Source organism: Legionella lytica, from assembly GCF_023921225.1.
Lineage (GTDB): Bacteria > Pseudomonadota > Gammaproteobacteria > Legionellales > Legionellaceae > Legionella > Legionella lytica.
Genome location: NZ_CP071527.1, coordinates 1454765 through 1476727 on the forward strand (window position 1 = coordinate 1454765; position 21963 = coordinate 1476727).

Consider the following 21963-nt stretch of genomic DNA (forward strand, 5'->3'; position numbering starts at 1 on the left):
ATGAGGTCGCGTTTATGAAGCATTTACTCGCAACAATAGAACAGGCAGTGGAAACACTAAAGGCCGGTAAGATGATCATCCTAATTGATGATGAAGATAGGGAAAATGAAGGAGATTTAATCATCGCCGCTGAGCATGCTACTCCTGAAGCAATCAACTTCATGTCGCGTTATGGTTGTGGCTTAATTTGTTTGTCGATGGCTGAGGAGCTCGTTGACAAATTACAATTACCTATGATGGCTCAAAAGAATAAATCACCTTATGGCACGGCCTTTACTGTCTCCATTGAAGCATCTGAAGGTGTTTCGACTGGGATTTCAGCCAAAGATAGAGCTCATACAATTCAGGTTGCTATTAATTCTGCAAGCACGGCCGCAGATATTATTTCTCCTGGACATGTTTTTCCTTTACGCGCACGCAAAAAAGGTGTGTTAGAACGACAAGGCCAAACTGAAGGCAGTGTTGATTTAGCGAAGCTTGCGGGTTTAACTCCTGCTGCAGTGATTTGTGAAATTATTAATGAAGATGGCACCATGAGCCGTTTTGATGATTTAGTTCGTTTTTCACAAGAACACGATATTCCTTTAGTTACGATTAAAGACTTAATCGATTACAGAGTACGTCATGAAGTTTTAGTTAGCGAGGCAGCGTCTGCGCGTATCCCCTTACAGGATATGGGGGATTTTAATATGACTGTATTTACTAATGAATTGGATTCAAAAGAGCATTTTGCTTTGGTGAAGCCATCTCAATACGCAAACCGTGTGCCTCTGGTTCGTATTCATTCTGAATGCATTACAGGCGATATTTTCGGTTCGTGTAAATGTGATTGCGGCAAGCAACTTGACCAATCATTAGCACAGATTGCTGAGGAAGGGGGCGTATTAATATATTTGCGCCAGGAAGGGAGAGGCATTGGTTTAGCTAATAAGTTAAAAGCTTATGCGTTGCAGGATCAAGGCTTGGATACGGTGGATGCGAATTGTAAGTTAGGCCTCCCGGTAGATAATCGTGATTACACTATTGCCTATCAAATATTAAAGTATTTTGGAATTGATAACATAAGGTTATTAACCAATAATCCACTGAAAATTGCGGCCATTGAGAATTTTGGTGTTACAGTGACACAGCGTATTCCTTTAGAGGTTGATCCGACGACAGAGAGTCAGGGGTATTTAAAAACTAAAAAGGAAAAGATGGGGCATTTTTTAGGAATTAATTAATACGCGGCTTGAGCTGCGGAACGTTAAAAAAGACTCGTGTTGAGCCTATGGCTCAACATTAAGTATGATGTGGCTCGATGTCTTGTTAGGTGTGGAATTGAAACTCGTTGTATGCTTTTTCTTTATCACCTGAAATCTTAAAATGATTTTCTCCTGGGAGTACAATTTTAGTTCCCGATTGCTTTAAATTGTCTTTAAATAATATTTTTTAGCATGGATATTCTCGCTCAAAACCAATTAATATAATTATAGGAGAAGAAAGTGGTGTCATTTTTATCTGCATTTTGATAGAATTAAATCCCGTTTACATGCGAATGTTATTTTCATGTATTGTAGGGGCACAGGCCCTGGTGAATTAAGCATTTTGAACGGGGTCAATATGACAAACTTTATTTTTATTACTGGCGGTGTGGTTTCTTCTTTAGGGAAGGGTATCGCTGCTGCATCTTTAGCTGCCATCCTTGAGGCACGCGGTCTTAGTGTTACATTAATCAAACTTGACCCATACATTAATGTCGATCCAGGCACAATGAGTCCTTTTCAACATGGAGAGGTTTTTGTAACTAATGATGGTGCTGAAACTGATTTGGACTTAGGACATTATGAGCGTTTTGTAAATACAATCATGACAAAACGGAATAACTTTACTTCGGGAAAAATTTACGAAAACGTAATTAAAAAAGAGCGACGTGGAGATTATTTAGGGGGAACGGTTCAGGTTATTCCTCACATCACTAATGAAATCAAACGATGCATTAAATTAGGTGCTGATGGTTTTGATGTGGCTATGGTTGAAATTGGCGGAACAGTTGGAGATATTGAGTCCTTACCTTTCTTAGAGGCCATTCGTCAATTACGTATCGAATTGGGAGCACAAAGAGCGATTTTCATTCATTTAACTTTAGTTCCTTATATTGCTACTTCAGGTGAAACCAAAACCAAACCTACTCAGCATTCTGTAAAAGAGTTACGTTCTATTGGTATTCAACCAGATATTTTAATTTGTCGTTCCGAAAAAGCCTTATCAATGGCGGATCGCGCTAAAATCGCGTTGTTTACGAACGTGGAAAAAGAAGGTGTGATTCCTTTAGAAGATGCGCCGAGTATTTATCAAATTCCAATGATTTTACATGAGCAAGGCTTGGATGAGATTGTTGTTAAAAAATTGGCTCTGAATGCGAAACCAGCAGATCTAAGTGAATGGCAGCGTGTTGTTGATATGCAAAAGACTCGAACCATGACGGTAAAAGTAGCCATGGTGGGTAAGTATATTGAACTAAATGATGCCTACAAATCTATTAATGAAGCTTTATTGCATGCCGGAATTCATACACAAACCAAAGTAGAAATTGTTTATGTTGATGCAGAGCTCATTGAAAAGCATGGTACCGAGTTACTGGACACTGTAGATGCGGTTCTGGTTCCTGGTGGCTTTGGTGAGCGTGGGGTTGAGGGCAAAATTAAAGCCATCCAATATGCTCGTGAGCATAAAGTACCATTCTTAGGAATTTGTTTAGGAATGCAAACAGCGGTAATTGAGTTTGCGCGACATGTTGTTGGTTTAACTGGGGCAAATTCTACTGAATTCGATAAAAATACCCCATATCCTGTGCTTGGGTTAATTAATGAGTGGATGGATGCTGATGGTTCCAAACAATTACGTGATGAACATACCGATTTAGGTGGTACTATGCGTTTAGGAGCTCAGTTATGCCAATTGGAAGAGGGTACCTTAGCGCGCCAAGTTTATGAAAAGCCACAAATCATCGAGCGTCATCGCCACCGATATGAGGTGAATAATAAATTTGTGGAAAGCTTAGTTGAACATGGCATGATTATTTCAGGCCGGTCAGCAGATAATACCTTAGTGGAAATGGTTGAGCTAGCGGATCATCCTTGGTTTTTAGCATGCCAATTTCATCCAGAATTTACGTCAACTCCACGAGGCAGTCATCCATTGTTTAAACAATTTGTACTTGCTGCGCGGACTAAACATCAAAACAAGGATAACGCATGAAATTATGTGGATTTGAAGTAGGCTTGAATAAACCTTTATTTTTAATCGCAGGCCCCTGTGTTATTGAAAGTGAAGGTTTAGCATTGGAAACGGCAGGCTATTTAAAAGAGTTATGTAGCGAGCTTAATATTCCTTTTATTTATAAATCATCTTTTGATAAAGCAAATCGTTCGTCTTTGTCCAGCTATCGCGGCCCTGGTTTTGAAAAGGGCTTGGCGATTTTGGAAAAGGTTAAGGCTCAAATTGGTGTGCCTGTATTAACCGATGTTCATGAAGATACTCCTTTAGTGGAGGTATCTAGTGTTGTTGATGTCCTACAGACCCCCGCATTTTTATGCCGCCAAACGAATTTTATTCAAAAAGTAGCGGCAATGAATAAGCCTGTAAACATCAAAAAAGGCCAGTTTTTAGCACCTTGGGAAATGCAACATGTTATTGCGAAAGCTAAGGCCGGGGGCAATGAGCAAATTATGGCGTGTGAGCGAGGCGTGAGTTTCGGTTACAACAATTTAGTGTCTGATATGCGTTCTTTAGCTATTATGCGTGAGACGGGCTGTCCAGTAGTTTATGACGCGACCCACTCAGTCCAGCTTCCTGGTGGAAATAATGGAGTTTCAGGGGGGCAACGAGAGTTTGTGCCTGTTCTTGCTCGTGCTGCAGTAGCGGCAGGTATTTCGGGTATTTTTATGGAAACCCACCCTAATCCAGATCAGGCTTTAAGTGATGGTCCTAATAGTTGGCCTTTAGAGAAGATGAAGCCATTATTAGAATCGTTAATGGCTATTGATACGGTATTTAAAAAGACCGGTGAAATTCTGTAGTGAATGTAGCTTGTTACATGACGTATATGGAAAATCGAATTACCGTGGCTTGACCACGGTTTCCAACTCTACCTTGTTTCTCACTCTGAACTTATGGATACCGCGGTTGAGCCGCGGTAATTCGTGAGTATTATTAGCAACTATATTACTATCTTTGAGGTTGTATCGTAGAATCAATCACTGATCCTTGATCTTCATCGGGTTTTTGCTCCTGAACCTGTGGTGCAGCATTTATAGTTAAACCAGCAACATTCTCTTTCAATGTTGATGCTGAGTCATTGAAAAAGGTATAGCGACCAGTGGCTACACGGTTCACACCAGCAGCTACGACGTAACCCACAAGTAATAAGGAAAGAGCCAGGATTATATTTGAAATAATATGTCTAAACCTTTCATGCTTGTCTAATTCGGCTCTGGGCTTTAATAACTCCCTGGTACACTCACTTTTAAAATCAGCAAGCGCTTCTTCCTCATTCTCAGTTGGATTATTGCCATATTGGCTAATAATACCCCTAAGAGCTGAAATTAATTGCCCAGCTTCCTCCTCTGCCTGTGCAGTCTTCGGCCCTTTTTTGGCTAAATCCTTCTTCAGTTTTTCCAGGTCCTCAATATCGCTCAGAATCGGAGCAATTCTCGCCATACGTGCTTGAGCCGTTTGTCCTTGTTTCAGTAGTTGTTCATATCGTTTTCTTGCTTCTTCAATTTCAGCTTGAAGTCTTTGTTGTGTTTCTAAATGTGCGTTAGTGAGCTGTTGTTGCTGTAATTTATAGCTTGCAAACTCTTGTTCAAGTTGAATTCTGTTTTCTTTTTCTTGTGCCAATAATCCTAGTTGCTCATCCATTGCAGCTTGCGAATGCAATTTAGGTGCTTGGCTTAAAATGACACGACATTGTTTAATCTGTTGATCTAATTCTTTAACCTTTTCTGCACTAATCCCTGATACAGGATTGGATACGATTATGCTCACCCCTAAATCAATTTCAGTTACTGACAATGAGTCATCCTGGGGTTGGAGTAATAAAGAGAGTTGCTCTTCTAAATCCAAAAGAAACTTGGAAATTCCTGAGTCTTTATTAATATAATCTGATTCAAAGTATTGTTTGATTGCAACTATTTTTTGCACCAGCTCATTTCGTTCTTCTTGCAACTCTTCAAAGCGTGCTTTTAACATTAATTCTTGATGCGCCGCATTTAGCCCATTATCAAGACTAAGTTGTAATTTAAATAGTTTCTCAATACGCGCAATCGCTTCTTTATATTGCGTAGGTATTGACTCGTTATCTTGAATTTGTTCGATTAGATTTCTAAACTCTTCATAAGAGTCGACATCACCTTTCTGGAGTTTTTTAATAAGTTCTAATAACCCATCTTGTAATATTTGAAATTCTAGTTGCTGTGGTTGGCTTAAACCGCTGTTTTTGATGAATGTACTATAAACACGCTGCAAATAAGCTTTAAAATCAAGTGCAACATAACTTTTGCATTCTTGTTCTTGGGAGCTGGCCGTTGTTGGTTTTTTCAAAAGGTGTTGTAATAGCTCTGCCTCTGATTTTTTCGCTGCTGCTTGTTTGAGCTGATCTAAGAAGCTTTTAATCGCAGGCCAATTTTTATTAGTTAAAGTAACTTGCATTGCACCATATTTTTCAGGTGGGAAGCAACCTTTTTCTAAAACGAGTTTAGCTTGATATACAGGGTCGCTAAAATATAATGATGCAGCTGCAGTATATACGTCAGAGGCTCCTGTTAACGAATGTCCTTGCCCAAATTGGTCATTATTCTGTTGTTCTTCTTCACTGTATGTCGGATGTCCGGTGAATAATTCTAAAATAGATGCCGCAGGTGCACTTTGCTCCAACCCAACCATTAATAAATTATTGGAATCATTTTTGTGAAAATAAACATGGCCACTAAATCCATTGGAAGAAATCGTTTTGCCATAGAAATTCTTCTTGCCCTCACCACCCATTGCTATATTGACCCCAAAATCGCGAGGTGTATTTAACATAGAGGGTAATTGTCCGCGCAAGCCTATAATAAGTCCTTTACCTTCAACAATAGTCTCTTCAGAATTGCGATATACATTATGAGTTGCTGAGCGGGAAAATACAGAATTTGATGAGTCAGGAGCTGGAAAATAGCTTAATAATTCGGCTCTATTAGCTTCAGAAAGATCCTGATAATCTAGAATAATACGGCTGGCATGCGACAAATAATCAGCAATTGTTAATTTATCATTTGGTGCTTGTAATTCATCAGATGAAGAAAAGGCCGAGCGAGTTTTAAAATCACCAGCAGCAACACAGGCACTTAATAATTGCATGATTTGCGTGCCTACATCAGTGGGTTTATTGTGTAAAAACGTATTGGCCCACTGACTAGCGACTGTTTGTTGGTCCTGATCAATAGTTGATGCTACTATGTCTAGTTTTTTATCGGTCATTTTTGTACTTTCTAAAGGCAATAATAATTAATAATAACAAACGGAGCTTAAGAAAATATTATGAAGTGCTTTTTTTATTTTCTTTTTGCTCCTTTTAGGCATAGTGAATAGTAATTATTTTTTACAATGTTTGTCAATTTAATTTAAAATGAAAAAAAAGTGTAAATTAGAGCGCGTGCCCATTTTATTTAATATTTGGTTAATATTTAGTGATCTAAGCTAATGCATATAGGTTTACTAAGTGGTAATTATTATGCAAGAAAAGGGTGATGGTGTTCATAACCGAGTAAATAGAATTATTGCGTATATTGAAAGAAATTTGCCAAGTCCAGATGATGCGGTTAATACACATTCTATTTATATTAAATCTTTATTAAAACAAAGCTTTGCGGGAAGTGGTCGTGATGAAATTAATATTGCTAAGCTTTATGAAGCGATTCATTACATTGAAACCATGAAAATCCGAACTCCACCCTCTTTCTTTTCTAGGCAAAATGAAAAACTTATGACCATGGCTGATAAGATGGTCCAAAAGGGAGAATACATCCTTCCTGTTCATGAGCGAGCACAAAAAGCGATTAGTGTCATTTCTTCAGCCGGTCCTGTTCCCGTTAAAGCTGAAAAACATTTTGGTGCGATACATCATGCCTTGGTTGAATTGGTTTCTGCGCGTTATCAGTTTTTAAAAAATGAAGAGAAGCACGAAAAAGTTAAAAAGGCTTCTTTGAGCTGGAGTTATAATTATCCACTTGATGATGAGTTAGGTGAGGTAATGAATCAAAGCATAGGAGAATGGCAGGCACATCACACGCCAATGAAGGCTGAGCCTACAAAAGCTTATAAAGACTTTAAGCGTGATATATGTATTCGTGGGATTACTGCTGCAACTGATACAGAAGTGGATGACGTATTAGATTATCTGGTTAAGGGCAGTTCATATTCATTAGAAGAGCAAAAAGCTATAAAGCGATGGTTGCAATCTAATGGTGGGCAGGATATGAATCGCTTTTTAGATTTATTATTAATGAGTGGTGAGTTTACTCCAAATCCTTCTTCCTTGGTAAATACAGAAAGTCTGGAGCAGGGGTGGACTATTGAAAAGGGTAAAGTAGTGTTTTCCTATGAGTCTGTCATTTATTCGATTAATATAGATGGTGATGTAATGGTGGATAATGGTAAAGGCCAATTAGTAATTGAAGAAAACCCTGAAACAATAAAAAATAAATCTGGCAATTATTCTGTTCCTCCTTTAATGAGAGTTAAAAGTAAAATTGAATTAAATATCAATGAAGGGGTAGTGACTCCATCAATTACTGCATTAAACGTTCAAAGTTACAATTCTGAATTGTTAAATCCAGAATCAAAAATATTGAACGATACGCAATTTTCAATGTATAATAAGTAATTCATTTATTAAAAATATGAACAAGATATGGATGGTTTACCTGTTGAAATGATTAGGCATATATTGCAGTTCTTAGATGTAAAATCATTATCAACAGTGTGTTATCTTTCTCATTTTTTTAAAACAGTTTCTAGCGAACAATTGCAGTGGCTTAAACGGTGTTTTACCGAACCTCTATGCCATCCCCTACTTCGTGCTGCCATGCTTGAAGAAGAGCTGTTAAACCGAGAACTTGATGCGCAATCTTTATACAAAAGTATTCAAGAAGCAAATGTAACTCAGATAAAAGATTTACTATTTTCCAAACAGTCGGTTAGGGAGTTTGTGCTTTATGCTCCTTTTTATGAACGGTCTATTCCACAACTTTTCCCACGTGCTGTATATCCTGCACGAAAACTATACCTGACTGAGGATGCTGCAAGGATAAATACACCTAATGCAGCAAAGGTAAAACATTGGCTTAGAGTAAAAGTATCCGTTGATAAAGATAGCTTTGAGGCCTTGTATGATTCTCAACAACTACAATCTGCAGAATCCATTAAAGCGATGCCAATCATTGCCCAGCGTGAGCTGAAATGCAGTTTATCTGTAGAAGGGGATGACAGGCCAGCTGTAAGTCTTCAAGGAATATCGTAAGTTTATTAGACTGGTGTAGCCTGGTTGCAAATCACTGTACTTATACATATCCCTCGAAGTCTACTATTAAATTAAGGATTATATTTATAAGCGTAAGTTTAGCCTATGGTCGAACAAGGGCATCAAGCCACATCAGAACTCAATGTTCAGCCATGGGCCCAACCAACAAATCATTTGGCGTTGAATAATAGAGAGTAAATAGAAAACCTGGTTGCAGGCAACCAGGTTATACTGCTCAGATAATTATTTATATGAGCTAAGTAATTTTTAGAACTGATAAATTAAGCTAAATCACTCATCGTTGAAACAGCATGATAACCCGCATCAACATGAACGATCTCGCCAGTAATACCTGATGCTAGGCTTGAACATAAAAATGCAGCAGTATTACCTACTTCTTCAATAGTAACGTTTCTATGCAACGGAGTGATATTTGCATAAGCACTTTGAATCTTACGAAAATCTTTAATTCCTGCTGCAGCTAAGGTCTTAATTGGTCCTGCGGAAATGGCGTTAACACGTAAACCGCGTTGTCCCAAACTTGATGCTAAATAACGTACAGAAGCTTCTAAGCTCGCCTTTGCAATGCCCATCACATTATAATTAGGCACGGCTTTTTCAGCACCATAATAACTAAGAGTAATGATAGAACCTTCTGTTCCTTCCATCATCGGTAGTGCTGCTTGGGCTAAACCAACTAAGCTGTATGCGCTGATATCATGAGCAATTTTAAAACCTTCACGAGTACAGGAGGTCACAAAGTCACCGCTTATTTGGTCTGCAGGTGCATATGCTACAGAATGAACTAGGTTATCTAATTTATCCCAGTGCTGTCCTAAGTTAGCAAACAGAGTTTTAATTTCTTCATCATGAGCAACATCACAGGGGAAGACAAGCTTTGAATTAAACTCTGCAGCCATTGACTCAACACGCTCTTTCAAGCGGTCGTTTTGGTAGGTGAATGCTAATTCAGCGCCTTGCTCATGAAAGGCTTTGGCAATTCCATAAGCAATAGATCGATTGCTCGCTAGACCAATGATCAGTGCTTTTTTACCAGCTAAAAAACCCACAGTTATTCTCCTATTACTATTTGGTATTAGTATGTGAAGCTAATAATTCACGCATTTTTGCTTGAATCATTTCGATAGCAATCCTATTTTCACCGCCACGAGGCACAATAATATCAGCATAACGGCTTGATGGTTCAATAAACTGCAAGTACATAGGACGTACGGTTGTTTCGTATTGGTGAACTACAGATTCAAATGTTCTATGACGCTCCACCACATCTCTTTTTAAACGTCGTGTCAGGCAGACATCAAGGGGAGTAGACATAAAGATTCGAATGTCCATAATGTCACGTAATTCCTTATCACTAAAGAGTAAAATACCTTCCAGAATGATAATAGCATGTTTGCCGATTGTTCTAGTTTCTGGTAAACGAAGATGTTTTGAATGAGAATAAATAGGTATCTCGACCGATTTACCTTCTCTGAGCTGACGCAAATGTTCACATAAGAGTGCATGATCAAATGAATCAGGATGATCATAATTTATTTTTTCTCGATCAGCGAAAGGCAGATGTCCATTATCTTTGTAGTATGCATCTTCAGAGATAACTACTACATGCTCGGATCCTAATTCGTTAACAATAGTATTTGCAAAAAGACTTTTACCAGACGCAGAAGGGCCTGAAATCCCAATAATAATGACTTCTTTGTTCATGATGATATCGCTTAAATTTTGGTCCAAATATTAATGGTTTTTTGTATCAAATTCAATCTTTAATTGTGAAACTGGGCAACGTAGTCCGTATTAGCGTGGTGTAATACGGGGATTTGTGTTCATAACCCCCGTATTACGACTTGTCCTGATAAGGGTTACATGCTTTGGGTGTTCTCATAAAATGCACCCACTACTTCTTCCAACGGTTGTCCAACTGCCGCAGAAGGGGCCTTGATCATCAGTAAGGAAGATAAAGTCGTTGCGATATCCGTTGTATAAACTTTACGGAAAATGTGCTGTGCTTTAAAGCTTGGGTGTACAAACAATAAAGGAACATAACTATCATAATTCCATGGGCTTCCATGGGAGATACGATAAATGCCTTTAGCCCCATTGGATTGGTTTGGAGGTTGTACAATATATACATCTCCGGCGCGATCAGGATAATACATTTTATTTACTTTTGCGCTGAGCCAGTCTTTTTCAATTTGGGTTACAGGAAGGGGATAGGCTTTAAATATCCTGGGTTTCAATGTTAATTGCTGAGCAAGGTAATTACTTACTTTACGAGGACTTAGGTGATGTTTTTTTATTATATGATGGTTCAGATAAACATAAGGTGGCATTACTGACATGAGAGCTTTTTTAGGGAGTTTGTAGTGTTTTTTTAGGGCCTTATGAATAAATTGCTCCATCTCAGCAATTTGGATAGGCTGAATTTCAATTATATTATGTGCCTTAAGATAAGTCGGTCCATCATTAACACCATGATCTGCCGTAAGGACAATTAAAGTATTGTTTAATCCAACCTGCTTATCAAGCACTCCAAGAAGATGAGCTAATGTTTTATCTAACTCTAATAAATTATCTTCAGCTTCAAGACTATTGGGCCCAAACTGATGCCCAATCGCATCAACTCCGGAAAAACTAATGGCTAAATAATCGGTCTTGTTCGCGCTTAATCCAAGTTTCTCTTCAGTTAATAAATGTTCTGCAAAACTGGCGGTCAGCTGATCGGCTCTTGGGGTTTTAGAGAGCGCTTTGAAATAGTCTTGATTTTCTTCATGCCGCACATGATGAGGAAAACTCTGTCCAAAAGCCAGGTCTACTTGTGGGAAGACAGGCGCGTTTGCATTTTGATACTCTGTTTTTGATTTACCTAAATGCCACTCAAAATTGGGTGAGTGGTAATTTTGGTTCCAATTTTTTACCCAGCTTGGGTATTCCTTCGCATAATAGTTGCTGGTTACAAAGCCACCATTGGTTGTATCAAACCAAAAAGCTTTACCCGCATGTCCCGCAAGCGTTATTGCTGAGCGATCTTTAAATGAAACACCAAAGGCTCGTCCTTTTTGGGCTAAGATTACTTCATCACTTAAGGTTGATGCGTATAAATTTCTTGGTGAACGTCCTGGAATATTTGTTTTAGTGTGTTGTGTGGGCAATACTTGTGTTTTTAAATCTTCCATGCAATAGATTGTTTGCTTGGATTTTCTGTTGTACCAGTCATTATTGATAATGCCATGCATAGCAGGGTAACTACCAGTTGAAATTGTGGCATGTCCTGCACAAGTAGTGGTATTCGCATGAGGATGATGTGCATTACTGTAATTGATAGAATGCTTTAATAGGTAATTAAATCCTGAGTCACCGAATTGTTGTTGATGCTTATGAATTAAGTCACCACGTAATTGATCGACTACTATTTGTACAACCAATTTAGGCTGATTGGTTTCAGCATAGGTATTAAAACAACTCAAGGCTAATAGAGCAGAGCAGATATATTTTTTCATAAGACTACACCTCCATTGGGGGGAATGTGTAACTTAACTTAATGTACTAGGATAATGCAACTATAAGAGGAATAAGGAGCGATCAAAATAGATTAGGTTTGCTATAAAAAATAACATTATTTTTTATATCGGACTCACATTAATTAGTTTAGAATTCACTGACAATGGAATTTTTATCTATACCCCTAAGGTATAAATCTTAGTAAAGCCGTTGCTTTTTACTGTCCTGCTAATTGTGCTTTATAGGGGATGTCTGTGTTTAGAAGTTTATGAAGTTTATGGAGGAATGAAATGGCTTTTACATTAGTTAAATATGATTTACTAAAGCAAAATATCATTAGTAGCATTAAGTCCTTAGCAAGGCATTACAAATATTATGACGTAACAGACTTCATTAATGCGTACTTAGTAGACAAGACTGTGGATCCCGAAACATGGGGACACAAATACAGTAAAATTTCCGCAATCAGACGTTCTCAAATAGCCTTTTTATTAACAGTTATTCGCTGTTTGGATGAACAGATTTCAGCTAAGCCCGAAGCATTAGATAGTTGTGAATACATACTTAATGCTGCTACGTGTTATGTCCGCGATATTATTAATCAGTCTTATGATGCAAATGCTTCTTGGAATAATTATTGGGCATCCTTTGTAACCTCTGTGGATAATAGTAAATTCTTTACTCTTTTGGGTACAGCACTAGGTTTTAATCGTAGTAATTTACCTACGAATAACGAAGCATCAACAATGTACACTAGTTTAAAACACTTTATTTTGAAACAGACTTATCAAGATCCTCATAATCCTGAGCATGGATATATCGTTGTTGATATACCGTCAGAGTTTCAGGTCTCGAAAACCCTTACTTCTTCTATGGTATTTTCTATTGAACGAATAGAGGGATTTATTGTCGAAGATTTTGTTGGGGAATTAATTGCTCGTGTTGCGGCACTAGAACAGAAAGTCATGGACTCTGCAAAAAAAGAATGCAAGAGTAAAGCTGAGGTAAGCAAAATAGGGATGTTTCGCTCCGAAGTGGTTTCTGATGAAAGTGGACAAAATGCGATCGTTAATGCGAACCTCAATGATCCTACAAAAGAACACGACTTATTTATTTATTGTGTGCAGTAATTAGATTCTTAAGAATTACGTCATCCCGCTTGGTAGTCGAGATGACGTATGCACAAATTATTGTTCTATAGGATAACCAAACATAGCCCATTCCATGATACCGCCGTCTACGGAATATACTTCTTGGTACCCTAAGTCCATCAAACACTGGGCGGCATATAAAGAACGAACACCTCCTTTGCAATGAAGATAAATAGGGTTATTTTTATCTGCTATGTGTGCTTCAATATTAGCGCTAATGCTGTCTTTAGGAATATGAATTGCACTGGGGATGCGCACGGATTGCCATTCCTCCTGCTCACGAACATCAATTAGACATAAATGAGGATTTTGTTCCATTTTATTTTTTAATTCATGTACATCAATTGTTTTAATATTAGGGTTTGTCATAACGTACTTCTCTTATTGCGGGTCTTGTTAATGTTGAATGGTGTAATAACCAGTAAATAGTCGCTGTTAATACACCTCCGATTAAAGTTGCAAATGCCCAGGTTGATGCGGATACAAGGACTGTTTTTTGCCCTAGACGATTCATACCTCCTGCATCACGAGCAACAGCTCCTGCAAAAACTAAATGCAAAATGCCATTGATTACCATAATCAGATAAAAAAAAGTTTGTATTTGAGTAGTAAACTGTTTTGCTAGTTCCGCGATCACTTGTTGCCTTCCTTCTCTATAAAAATCAAGTGCTAATATGATAACAGAAAATGACACAGATCTTTTATTTCTTTCCTAACCTCGGTAACATGCGGGGAATAAAAATAATAAGAGAGATAACATGAACGCTTCTGAAGTCCCTGTTCCTCATTTAACTACAGCTAATCCTGGCCCCTTGTATCACGTTGAAAAAGTTGTTTTAAATCAAGTTGCTGCGATTGAATCTTGGTTTAGAAAGCAATGGAAGCAAACGCCTCCGTCGTTAACATCCTCAGTCGATTTGCGTCAAGCAGGCTTCAAATTAGCACCGGTCGATACGAATTTATTTCCGGCTGGTTTTAATAATTTAAATCCCGATTTTCTTCCTTTATGCATTCAGGCAGCCCAATCCGTTTTAGCTGATTACGTTCCTTATTGCACTCGGATTTTATTGCTTCCAGAAAGCCATACACGAAATAAATTTTACATGCAAAGCTTGCATGTATTGCGCACGATTTTTAGCAAAGCGGGTTTTGTTGTACGCATTGGTAGTTTGGATCCTGATCTTAAAGAGCCAACTGAAATTACTCTTGAAAGTGGTGACACTTTATTAATTGAACCAATACAAAGACAGGGAGATCGTATTGGTTTATCTGATTTTAATCCCTGCTTTTTAATGTTGAATAATGACCTATCTCAAGGGGTTCCCGAGATTTTACAAGGGTTGCAGCAAAAAATCAGGCCTACAGAAAAATTAGGATGGTCCTCACGATTAAAGTCCAGTCATTTTAGTTTTTTTGATGAAGTAGCGGCGGAGTTTTCTGAATTAGTGGGCATGGATTCTTGGCTTATTAATCCTTATTTTAGTGCCATTGATGGGGTTGATTTTATGGCTCAGGAAGGCATCGAGCAGCTGGCTACTGAAGTAGATAAGCTTCTTAAATCCATACAAGATAAATATGCTACCTATGGAATCAAAGAAAAACCATTCGTCGTGATTAAAGCCGATAATGGCACTTATGGTATGAGTGTGATGATGGTGCATAATGCGGAGCAAGTGCGCCAATTAAATAGAAAGCAACGGACTAAAATGTCAGCCAGTAAAGGCAGCCAAAAGGTAGATCGTGTGATCATTCAAGAAGGGGTGTACACCTTTGAAACCATGCCTAATGGTGCGGTTGCTGAACCGGTTGTGTATATGATCGGACAATTTGTTGTTGGCGGTTTTTATCGAGTGCATCAGGAGCGCGGTATTGATGAAAATCTGAATGCACCTGGGATGCATTTTGAACCATTAGCATTTGCCCAAGCTTGCAATATACCTTCGGATGAGTTGGAAGTTGTTGATTGTCCTAATCGCTTTTATGTGTATGGAGTGATTGCTCGCTTAGCTGCTCTTGCTGCAGCACGAGAAATTGCTGCAATTGGGGGATAATAAATGAGATTAGCAGTATTGATAGATCCCTTAGAGTATTTAAAACCGTACAAAGATACCACTATTGCCATGATCAAAAGGGCCCAGGAGCTGGGGTGGTCTTGCGTTTATTTTACTCAGCAGGATCTATTTTGCCGTGAAGGTCGTGCTTATGCTCATGTTTCTGAGCTCATTATTGGGGATGAGCATAGCCGTGATTGGGCCCAAACCAATGACTTAGGTGAAAAACCTTTAGCTGATTTTGATATTATTTTAATGCGTAAGGATCCTCCTTTTAATACAGAGTATATTTACACAACCTACTTATTGGAGTTGGCTGAGCGTGAAGGGGTTTTGGTTGCAAATAAACCGCAAAGCTTACGTGATGCCAATGAGAAATTTTTTACTTTAAATTTTCCGCAATGTTGCCCAACAACTTTGGTTTCACGTGATATAAAAAAACTACGGTCCTTTTGGAAAACTCACCAACAAGTTATTTTTAAACCTGCGGAAGGAATGGGCGGAAGCTCCGTTTTTCATGTGGACGAGCATGGACGTAATTTATCTGTCATTCTAGAAGTGCTTACTGAAAATCAGACACGAACTATTATTGCGCAGCGTTATATTCCTGAGATTAAGACAGCTGGGGATAAGCGTATTTTAGTAATTAACGGTGAACCCGTACCTTATGCTTTAGCTCGTATCCCTGCTCAAGGCGAGTTACGTGGAAATTTAGCTGCTGGTGCGCGCGGTGAGGTAGTTCCCATTAATGAGCGTGACCGCTGGATTTGCCAACAAATTGGCCCTACATTGAAATCTAAGGGCTTGTATTTTGTGGGTATTGATGTAATTGGTGATTATTTAACTGAAATTAACGTGACTAGCCCCACCTGTTTAAGAGAAATCACTGCGGAAACCGGATTGGATATTGCTGGTGACTTTTTGAAAGGGCTTAAGAGTATTTGTTTAGGGTAGGTTGGGTTCTTAAGTTCAACAAACACCCGAGGCTGGGCTTAACAGCCCAGCCTACACTTATTTATTCATCCACGTAATCACTACCTGCATTGGCTGTAGCTGCTGCGGCGCTCTTATCTGCCTCGACATCATCAACATAAAGTTCACCATTATCTTGCTTAGCACCTGAAATGAGGTAATTACGGTGTTGTAGATAAGCATCACGCATGAATGCATATTTATCCAAAGCTTCATCCATAATGCGATCAGTCGTTAGCAACTGAGCACGTAAATCAACATAACGTAGCGCTAATAAGCTGTAAACCACGGCATCTTCATCAATATAAACATAAGGACTGTACAGAGCAAATTGGAATAGCCATCCAGCACCGTCACGAATGGTGCTTGGGCCTAAGAAGGGGAGAACCAGATAAGGTGAGTTTTTATCGCCCCATTTCGCCAAGGTAAGACCTAAATCATTAGAGTGTGGCTGCAGACCAAATTCTTGAGCTACGTCCAAAATACCACCTACCCCTAGGGTTGAGTTAATTAGGAAACGCCAAGTATCTCTAATGACCCATTTACCTTCGGCTTGTAATAGGTCGTTACCCACGGTAGGGATCAGATCTAAGTTACTGTAAAAATTATTCACGCCTTTGCGAACAAAGGCTGGAAGTACTGCTCGGTAGACTTTGGCTGATGGTTTTAAAACCACTTTATCAAGTGCCGAATTGAACTTATAAACTTTGCGGTTAAATGGCTCATAAGGATCCGCGGGGTTTGTTCCTTTACTTACACAGCCCGCTAATGCAAGGCTTCCTGCCAAACTGATACTTATTAATTTTAATCGCATGATTCTTATAACTTATTAAACCAACTTAGGGATGATGTTACACGAGTTTATCGCTCTTGCAAACGAGTAGATTTAAAATTGCATTAAAAAGGTAACTGGGCCATCGTTGCACAAATGAACTTGCATGTCCGCACCAAAACAACCGCTTTGCGTTCCTGGATAGAGCTGGGCTGCCCGAGTCAATAAGTGATCAAATAATTGGCGGCCAAGTTCAGGTGGGGCCGCACTTGAAAAGCTAGGGCGGAGTCCTTTTTGAGTATCTGCCATTAAGGTGAATTGAGGCACTAGTAATAAGTCACCATTAATCTCTTTCAAGCTTAAGTTCATTTTACCCTGACCATCATTAAATATGCGATAGCTGATGCATTTTTGCAGCATTTTTTCGATGGTTTGTAAGCTATCATTTGGTTCAAAACCACAGAGTACCATCAGTCCCTGGTTTATTTGCCCCACGGTTTCATTATCAATATCAACACGTGCTTCGCTGACTCGTTGAATTACAATTAGCATGCATCAGGCCCTTGTTTGGAAATTTCTTTACTGGCATAAATGAGGGCATCAATAATTCCTGACTCTCGATCTGAATGACCGGCATCCCGTACAACTCTTAAATTAGATGCTGGAATCGCTTGATGTAACTCATAAGCTGCCGCAAGCGGTGATACCAGGTCAAATCGGCCATGCACGATGTAGGTAGGAATGTGTCTTATCTTATGGACATTCTCGAGCACCTGATTTTCTTCAATAAAATAGTTATTCGTGATGTAATGTGTTTCAAGTGTTGCAAGAGCTAAGGCAAAGTGTGGGTCACTGTATTGATCAATGACATACAAATGAGGTTGTAAGCTACTGCAACGCGCCTCCCAAAGTGCCCAGTTTTTTGCTGCACTCATACGGATTAGATCATTAGTACCTTGCAAGCATTGAGCATAATATTGTGGAATTGCATCACGCATGTGTTGTGGAACACAATTAATGAATTCTTGCCAATAATCAGGATAAACCAGACTGGCACCTTCTCGATAGAACCAGTTATCATCTTGTCGACGTCCTAAAAAGATTTGGTGTAACAATAATGTTTTCACTTGCTGAGGAAATTTTTGTGCATAAAGTAGGGCAAGCAACGACCCCCAGCCACCACCAAATAATACAAATTCGGATAAGCCTAAGAAATCTCTAATGGCATCGATATCATCTAATAACAAAGGAGTCGTATTTTCTCTGGTTTCTAAATGGGGAGTAGAACGACCGCACCCGCGTTGATCAAATAAAATAATACGGTAGTGTTGTGGATCAAAAAAACGACGCAGATACCCTTCAGCAGAACAACCACCTGGTCCCTGATGCAAACCAATAACTGGGATCCCTTCAGGATTTCCGGTTTCTTCAATATACAGTGTATGCAAATCGCTGACTTTCAACTCATGTTGTTTATACGGTTTAATGGCGGGGTAGAGAGAATGCATCTTAATCCTTTAAAGAATCAATGGGTTTAATGCCCTTTATTCTGCTCTGGGAATCATCGGAATGCAAGGGCTCGCAGAAAACATAAAATTTTGCACTCACTGTAGGTTAGGTCCATGGCCCAACATTATGCTCTGAGGTGGTACCAATAACCTTTATTGGGGTAGTCACCCAACCGACAAAAGGCAATATTTTTATAGTTTTTATGTACTAAATTGATGATAATACGCCCACAGTTTTTAGTTGGAATAAATGTATGAGCATTGCTGCACTTCTCAATGGCCTAAATGAACGACAACGTGAAGCGGTTTCGGCACCGCTTGGTAATACTTTGGTTTTGGCTGGAGCAGGTAGTGGTAAAACAAAAGTTTTAGTTAGCCGTATTGCTTGGTTGATTGAGAAAGAACAGCTTTCTCCCCATGGTATTCTTGCGGTAACGTTCACAAATAAAGCTGCTGGTGAAATGCGGGCGCGGCTTAACAACATGTTAGCAACCCCAGTCTTGGGTTTATGGGTTGGTACGTTTCATGGACTATGTCATCGCTTATTACGTCGCCACTATAAAGAAGCGAATTTACCTGAGCAATTTCATATTCTGGATTCTGAAGATCAGGCTCGAGTAATTAAACGGGTTATCGCGGCATTAAATCTAGATTCAGAACAATGGCCAGTGAAACAAGCTCAATCCTTTATTAATGGCCGCAAAGATGAAGGCATTCGCCCTCAACATGTACATACCCTAAGTTATGGCCCTGGTAGAACTTTATTGGCGATTTATAGTGCTTATGAACAAGCTTGCCAGACAGCAGGAGTTATTGATTTTGCCGAATTATTACTGCGCACCCATGAATTGCTGCGTGATAATCCAGATATTTTGGCACATTATCGCCAACGTTTTCAGGCCATTTTAGTTGACGAGTTCCAAGACACTAACACCATTCAATATGCCTGGATACGTCTTTTAGCTGGGGAAGACACTGCGGTGCTTGCAGTGGGGGATGATGATCAGTCTATTTATGGTTGGCGTGGTGCAAAAGTTGAAAATATTCAGCAATTTGCTCGTGATTTTAAAGGAACACAAGTTATTCGTCTGGAACAAAATTACCGTTCTACCTCGACTATTCTTGATGCAGCTAATGCCTTAATTACCCATAACAATTCACGGATGGGGAAAGATTTATGGACTGCAGGTGGCGCAGGTGAAAAGATTTTAGTATTCAGTGCATTTAACGAATTGGAAGAGGCTCGTTTTGTTAGTGAGCGCATCATGATGGAAATTAATCAAGGTGCTAGTGCTGATGAAATCGCCATTTTATACCGATCTAACGCTCAGTCGCGGGTAATTGAAGAAGCACTTTTACGTGCGGGAATTGCTTATCGTATCTATGGTGGTTTGCGCTTCTTTGATCGAGCCGAAGTGAAAGACACCTTAGCCTATTTACGTATGCTGGTTAATCCTGGGGATGATACCGCATTTGAACGGGTGGTGAATTTTCCAACGCGCGGCATTGGTGAAAAAACTTTGGATGATGTACGTCTTCACGCGAAAGCAAAAGAATCTTCTTTATGGCATGCGGCTAAAGACTTACTTTATTCTGGAGCGTTACCTCAACGAGCGGGTTCCTCATTAGCTAGATTTATTGATCTCATCGAACAGTTACAACGCAATACTGCTGAGATGGAATTGGATGAACAATTATCCTCAGTCATTCAGATGAGTGGTTTATATGCGCACTTTAGCAAAATCAAAGGGGATAAATCGGAATCTCGTCTGGATAACTTGCAAGAATTGATCAATGCGGCGAAGCAATTTCGCTATGAGCAAGAAGAAGACGAGGAGCTGCCTTTAGTTAATGCCTTTTTGGCTCATGCTTCTTTAGAAGCTGGGGAGATGCAGGCGGATGATCATGAGCGCTCAGTCCATCTAATGACCCTGCATGCTGCTAAAGGTTTGGAATTCCCTACCGTATTTTTAGTTGGTTTGGAAGAAGGGGTCTTTCCAGGAAAACAATCCATGGAAGAGCCAGGACGTTTAGAAGAAGAACGTCGCTTATGTTATGTTGGTATGACTCGGGCAATGAAGAAATTAATTTTGTCTTATGCTGAGGTTCGCCGTCAGTACGGACGTGAAGAATATCACCGCCCATCTCGATTTTTACGTGAGTTGCCACACGAGTTATTGGATGAAGTGCGAGTTAAAGCACGCTTCCAGGCACCGGCTTCTTCAAGTTTTGCTCCTCGAACTAAAGAGCCGATGATTGCGAAAACCCAAGCTCAAGATGCCGGCTTACCTTTAGGACAAAGCGTATCCCATGCAAAATTTGGTCAGGGCGTTGTCTTGGCTGTTGAAGGCAGTGGGGCGCATACTCGCGTGCAGGTTAAATTTAGAGAGCATGGGGTGAAGTGGTTGGTGTTGGCGTATGCAAATTTGGTCGTTGAAGCCTAGGTATGTATTAAGTTTAAAATACCTAACTATTGAATTTTTCCCTAGTGAATGCTAGGGTGCCGGTTGGAAGTATATTACTATTAAATAAGGGGAATTGTGTGAAATTTACAAATCTATTAACAGTTGGAGCACTAACTGCATCTTTAGTATCACCTGCAGTTATGGCAGATGATAATACTGCTCCTGCTATGTCTGATGCACAAAAAAAAGAAGTTGAAAAAGTTGTGCATGATTATTTAGTAGCTAACCCAGAAGTTTTATTGGAAGCATCACAAGCGCTGCAACAAAAACAACAACAAAACATGCAGCAACAAGCTCAATCGGCAATCAAAGAAAATACTGATCAATTATTCATGGGTAAAACGACAATCGTTGGTAACCCAAAAGGTAATGTAACTATTGTTGAGTTTTTTGACTACCAATGTATTCATTGCAAAAAAATGGCTCCAGTTATTAGCAGCCTACTCAAAAAAGACAGTGACTTAAGAGTAATTTACAAAGAATTCCCAATTTTTGGTAAGAGTTCAGAATTAGCTTCAAAAGCGGCTTTAGCTGCGGGCATGCAAGGCAAATACCAACAAATGCACCATGCTTTAATCAGCATTGACAAGCGCTTAAATGATAAAATGGTTATGGATGCTGCTAAGTCTATTGGTTTAGATATGAAGAAATTCAAAGCGGATATGGATGGCAAAGAAGTTGCTCAAGTATTAGAAGCTAACCGTGCCTTAGCTGAAAAATTACACTTGATGGGAACTCCTGCCTTTATCGTAGCTTCTACTCCTGATGGGCAATTTAAAGTAGGTTCTGAGCCTTCATTCATTCCTGGTGCTGCAAGCGAAGAATCATTACAAGAGTTAATTAAGAAAGCAGCTGGCAACTAAGCCTAAATATATAATTCCTTTTGAACTGTATAAACGTAGCCCGGATTAGACGAAGACGTAATCCGGGTTGGTTTCAGTGCCTGTCGTTCCCACCCTAGGTGGGGATACAGTTCATATTTC

Annotated in this window: 19 protein-coding genes; 10 read left to right on the top strand and 9 right to left on the bottom strand. The window is 39.3% G+C overall.

Annotated features, from left to right (window positions below; all coding sequences use genetic code 11):
* Positions 1 to 14: 14 nt before the first annotated feature.
* The 3 genes from ribB to kdsA all read left to right on the top strand — a co-directional run bounded on the left by ribB (position 15) and on the right by kdsA (position 4061).
* A complete protein-coding gene (ribB, locus tag J2N86_RS06520) occupies positions 15 to 1223 on the top strand; it encodes a 3,4-dihydroxy-2-butanone-4-phosphate synthase (RefSeq protein WP_252581995.1) in 1209 nt (402 codons plus the stop codon).
* Positions 1224 to 1602: 379 nt separating this feature from the next.
* The gene (locus tag J2N86_RS06525; protein ID WP_252581998.1) at positions 1603 to 3240 is read left to right on the top strand and encodes a CTP synthase; all 1638 of its coding nucleotides are present in this window, start codon (positions 1603 to 1605) and stop codon (positions 3238 to 3240) included.
* Complete coding sequence (gene kdsA / locus J2N86_RS06530) at positions 3237 to 4061, top strand: 3-deoxy-8-phosphooctulonate synthase (protein WP_252582000.1); 825 nt, start codon at positions 3237 to 3239, stop codon at positions 4059 to 4061. The genes J2N86_RS06525 and kdsA overlap by 4 nt, the downstream gene beginning before the upstream one ends.
* Before the next feature lie 148 nt (positions 4062 to 4209).
* Here the strand turns inward: kdsA and J2N86_RS06535 are convergent, their stop codons facing one another.
* Positions 4210 to 6501: a hypothetical protein gene (locus J2N86_RS06535; RefSeq protein ID WP_252582003.1), complete on the bottom strand. Its 2292-nt coding sequence runs from the start codon at positions 6499 to 6501 to the stop codon at positions 4210 to 4212.
* Positions 6502 to 6754: 253 nt separating this feature from the next.
* Between J2N86_RS06535 and J2N86_RS06540 the strand changes: the two genes are divergently transcribed.
* Positions 6755 to 7906: a hypothetical protein gene (locus J2N86_RS06540; RefSeq protein WP_252582006.1), complete on the top strand. Its 1152-nt coding sequence runs from the start codon at positions 6755 to 6757 to the stop codon at positions 7904 to 7906.
* 27 nt (positions 7907 to 7933) lie between these two features.
* Complete coding sequence (locus J2N86_RS06545) at positions 7934 to 8542, top strand: F-box protein (protein WP_252582011.1); 609 nt, start codon at positions 7934 to 7936, stop codon at positions 8540 to 8542.
* Between the two features lie 281 nt (positions 8543 to 8823).
* Here the strand turns inward: J2N86_RS06545 and J2N86_RS06550 are convergent, their stop codons facing one another.
* The 3 genes from J2N86_RS06550 to J2N86_RS06560 form a co-directional block, all read right to left on the bottom strand.
* Positions 8824 to 9612: an enoyl-ACP reductase FabI gene (locus J2N86_RS06550; protein ID WP_252582013.1), complete on the bottom strand. Its 789-nt coding sequence runs from the start codon at positions 9610 to 9612 to the stop codon at positions 8824 to 8826.
* A 16-nt stretch (positions 9613 to 9628) separates the two neighbouring features.
* Positions 9629 to 10267 carry a uridine kinase gene (udk, locus tag J2N86_RS06555; RefSeq protein ID WP_252582016.1) on the bottom strand — a complete coding sequence of 213 codons (639 nt, stop codon included), beginning with the start codon at positions 10265 to 10267 and terminating at the stop codon, positions 9629 to 9631.
* A gap of 155 nt (positions 10268 to 10422) precedes the next feature.
* Positions 10423 to 12060 (bottom strand): alkaline phosphatase family protein, encoded by a 1638-nt coding sequence (locus tag J2N86_RS06560; protein ID WP_252582018.1) that lies wholly within the window; start codon positions 12058 to 12060, stop codon positions 10423 to 10425.
* A gap of 291 nt (positions 12061 to 12351) precedes the next feature.
* Here J2N86_RS06560 and J2N86_RS06565 point away from each other — a divergent pair, with 291 nt between their 5' ends.
* Complete coding sequence (locus J2N86_RS06565; protein WP_252582021.1) at positions 12352 to 13191, top strand: hypothetical protein; 840 nt, start codon at positions 12352 to 12354, stop codon at positions 13189 to 13191.
* Positions 13192 to 13248: 57 nt separating this feature from the next.
* Here J2N86_RS06565 and J2N86_RS06570 read toward each other — a convergent pair whose 3' ends face one another.
* A complete protein-coding gene (locus J2N86_RS06570) occupies positions 13249 to 13581 on the bottom strand; it encodes a rhodanese-like domain-containing protein (RefSeq protein ID WP_252582024.1) in 333 nt (110 codons plus the stop codon).
* On the bottom strand, positions 13568 to 13849 hold the full coding sequence (locus tag J2N86_RS06575) for a hypothetical protein (RefSeq protein ID WP_252582391.1): 282 nt from the start codon (positions 13847 to 13849) through the stop codon (positions 13568 to 13570). The genes J2N86_RS06570 and J2N86_RS06575 overlap by 14 nt, the downstream gene beginning before the upstream one ends.
* Before the next feature lie 121 nt (positions 13850 to 13970).
* Between J2N86_RS06575 and gshA the strand changes: the two genes are divergently transcribed.
* Positions 13971 to 15263 (top strand): glutamate--cysteine ligase, encoded by a 1293-nt coding sequence (gene gshA, locus J2N86_RS06580; protein ID WP_252582026.1) that lies wholly within the window; start codon positions 13971 to 13973, stop codon positions 15261 to 15263.
* A 3-nt stretch (positions 15264 to 15266) separates the two neighbouring features.
* Entirely contained in the window at positions 15267 to 16217 is a 951-nt protein-coding gene (gene gshB, locus J2N86_RS06585; protein WP_252582028.1) for a glutathione synthase, read from the top strand.
* 61 nt (positions 16218 to 16278) lie between these two features.
* Here gshB and J2N86_RS06590 read toward each other — a convergent pair whose 3' ends face one another.
* The 3 genes from J2N86_RS06590 to pip form a co-directional block, all read right to left on the bottom strand.
* A complete protein-coding gene (locus J2N86_RS06590) occupies positions 16279 to 17049 on the bottom strand; it encodes an MlaA family lipoprotein (protein WP_252582030.1) in 771 nt (256 codons plus the stop codon).
* Between the two features lie 72 nt (positions 17050 to 17121).
* Positions 17122 to 17559, bottom strand: coding sequence for a D-aminoacyl-tRNA deacylase (gene dtd / locus J2N86_RS06595; RefSeq protein WP_252582033.1), 438 nt, complete (start codon positions 17557 to 17559; stop codon positions 17122 to 17124).
* A complete protein-coding gene (gene pip / locus J2N86_RS06600; RefSeq protein WP_252582036.1) occupies positions 17553 to 18515 on the bottom strand; it encodes a prolyl aminopeptidase in 963 nt (320 codons plus the stop codon). Before pip ends, dtd begins: the two co-directional genes overlap by 7 nt.
* Positions 18516 to 18769: 254 nt before the next feature.
* Here pip and uvrD point away from each other — a divergent pair, with 254 nt between their 5' ends.
* Complete coding sequence (gene uvrD / locus J2N86_RS06605) at positions 18770 to 20959, top strand: DNA helicase II (RefSeq protein WP_252582039.1); 2190 nt, start codon at positions 18770 to 18772, stop codon at positions 20957 to 20959.
* 98 nt (positions 20960 to 21057) lie between these two features.
* Entirely contained in the window at positions 21058 to 21843 is a 786-nt protein-coding gene (locus J2N86_RS06610; protein WP_252582042.1) for a DsbA family protein, read from the top strand.
* Positions 21844 to 21963: the final 120 nt, after the last annotated feature.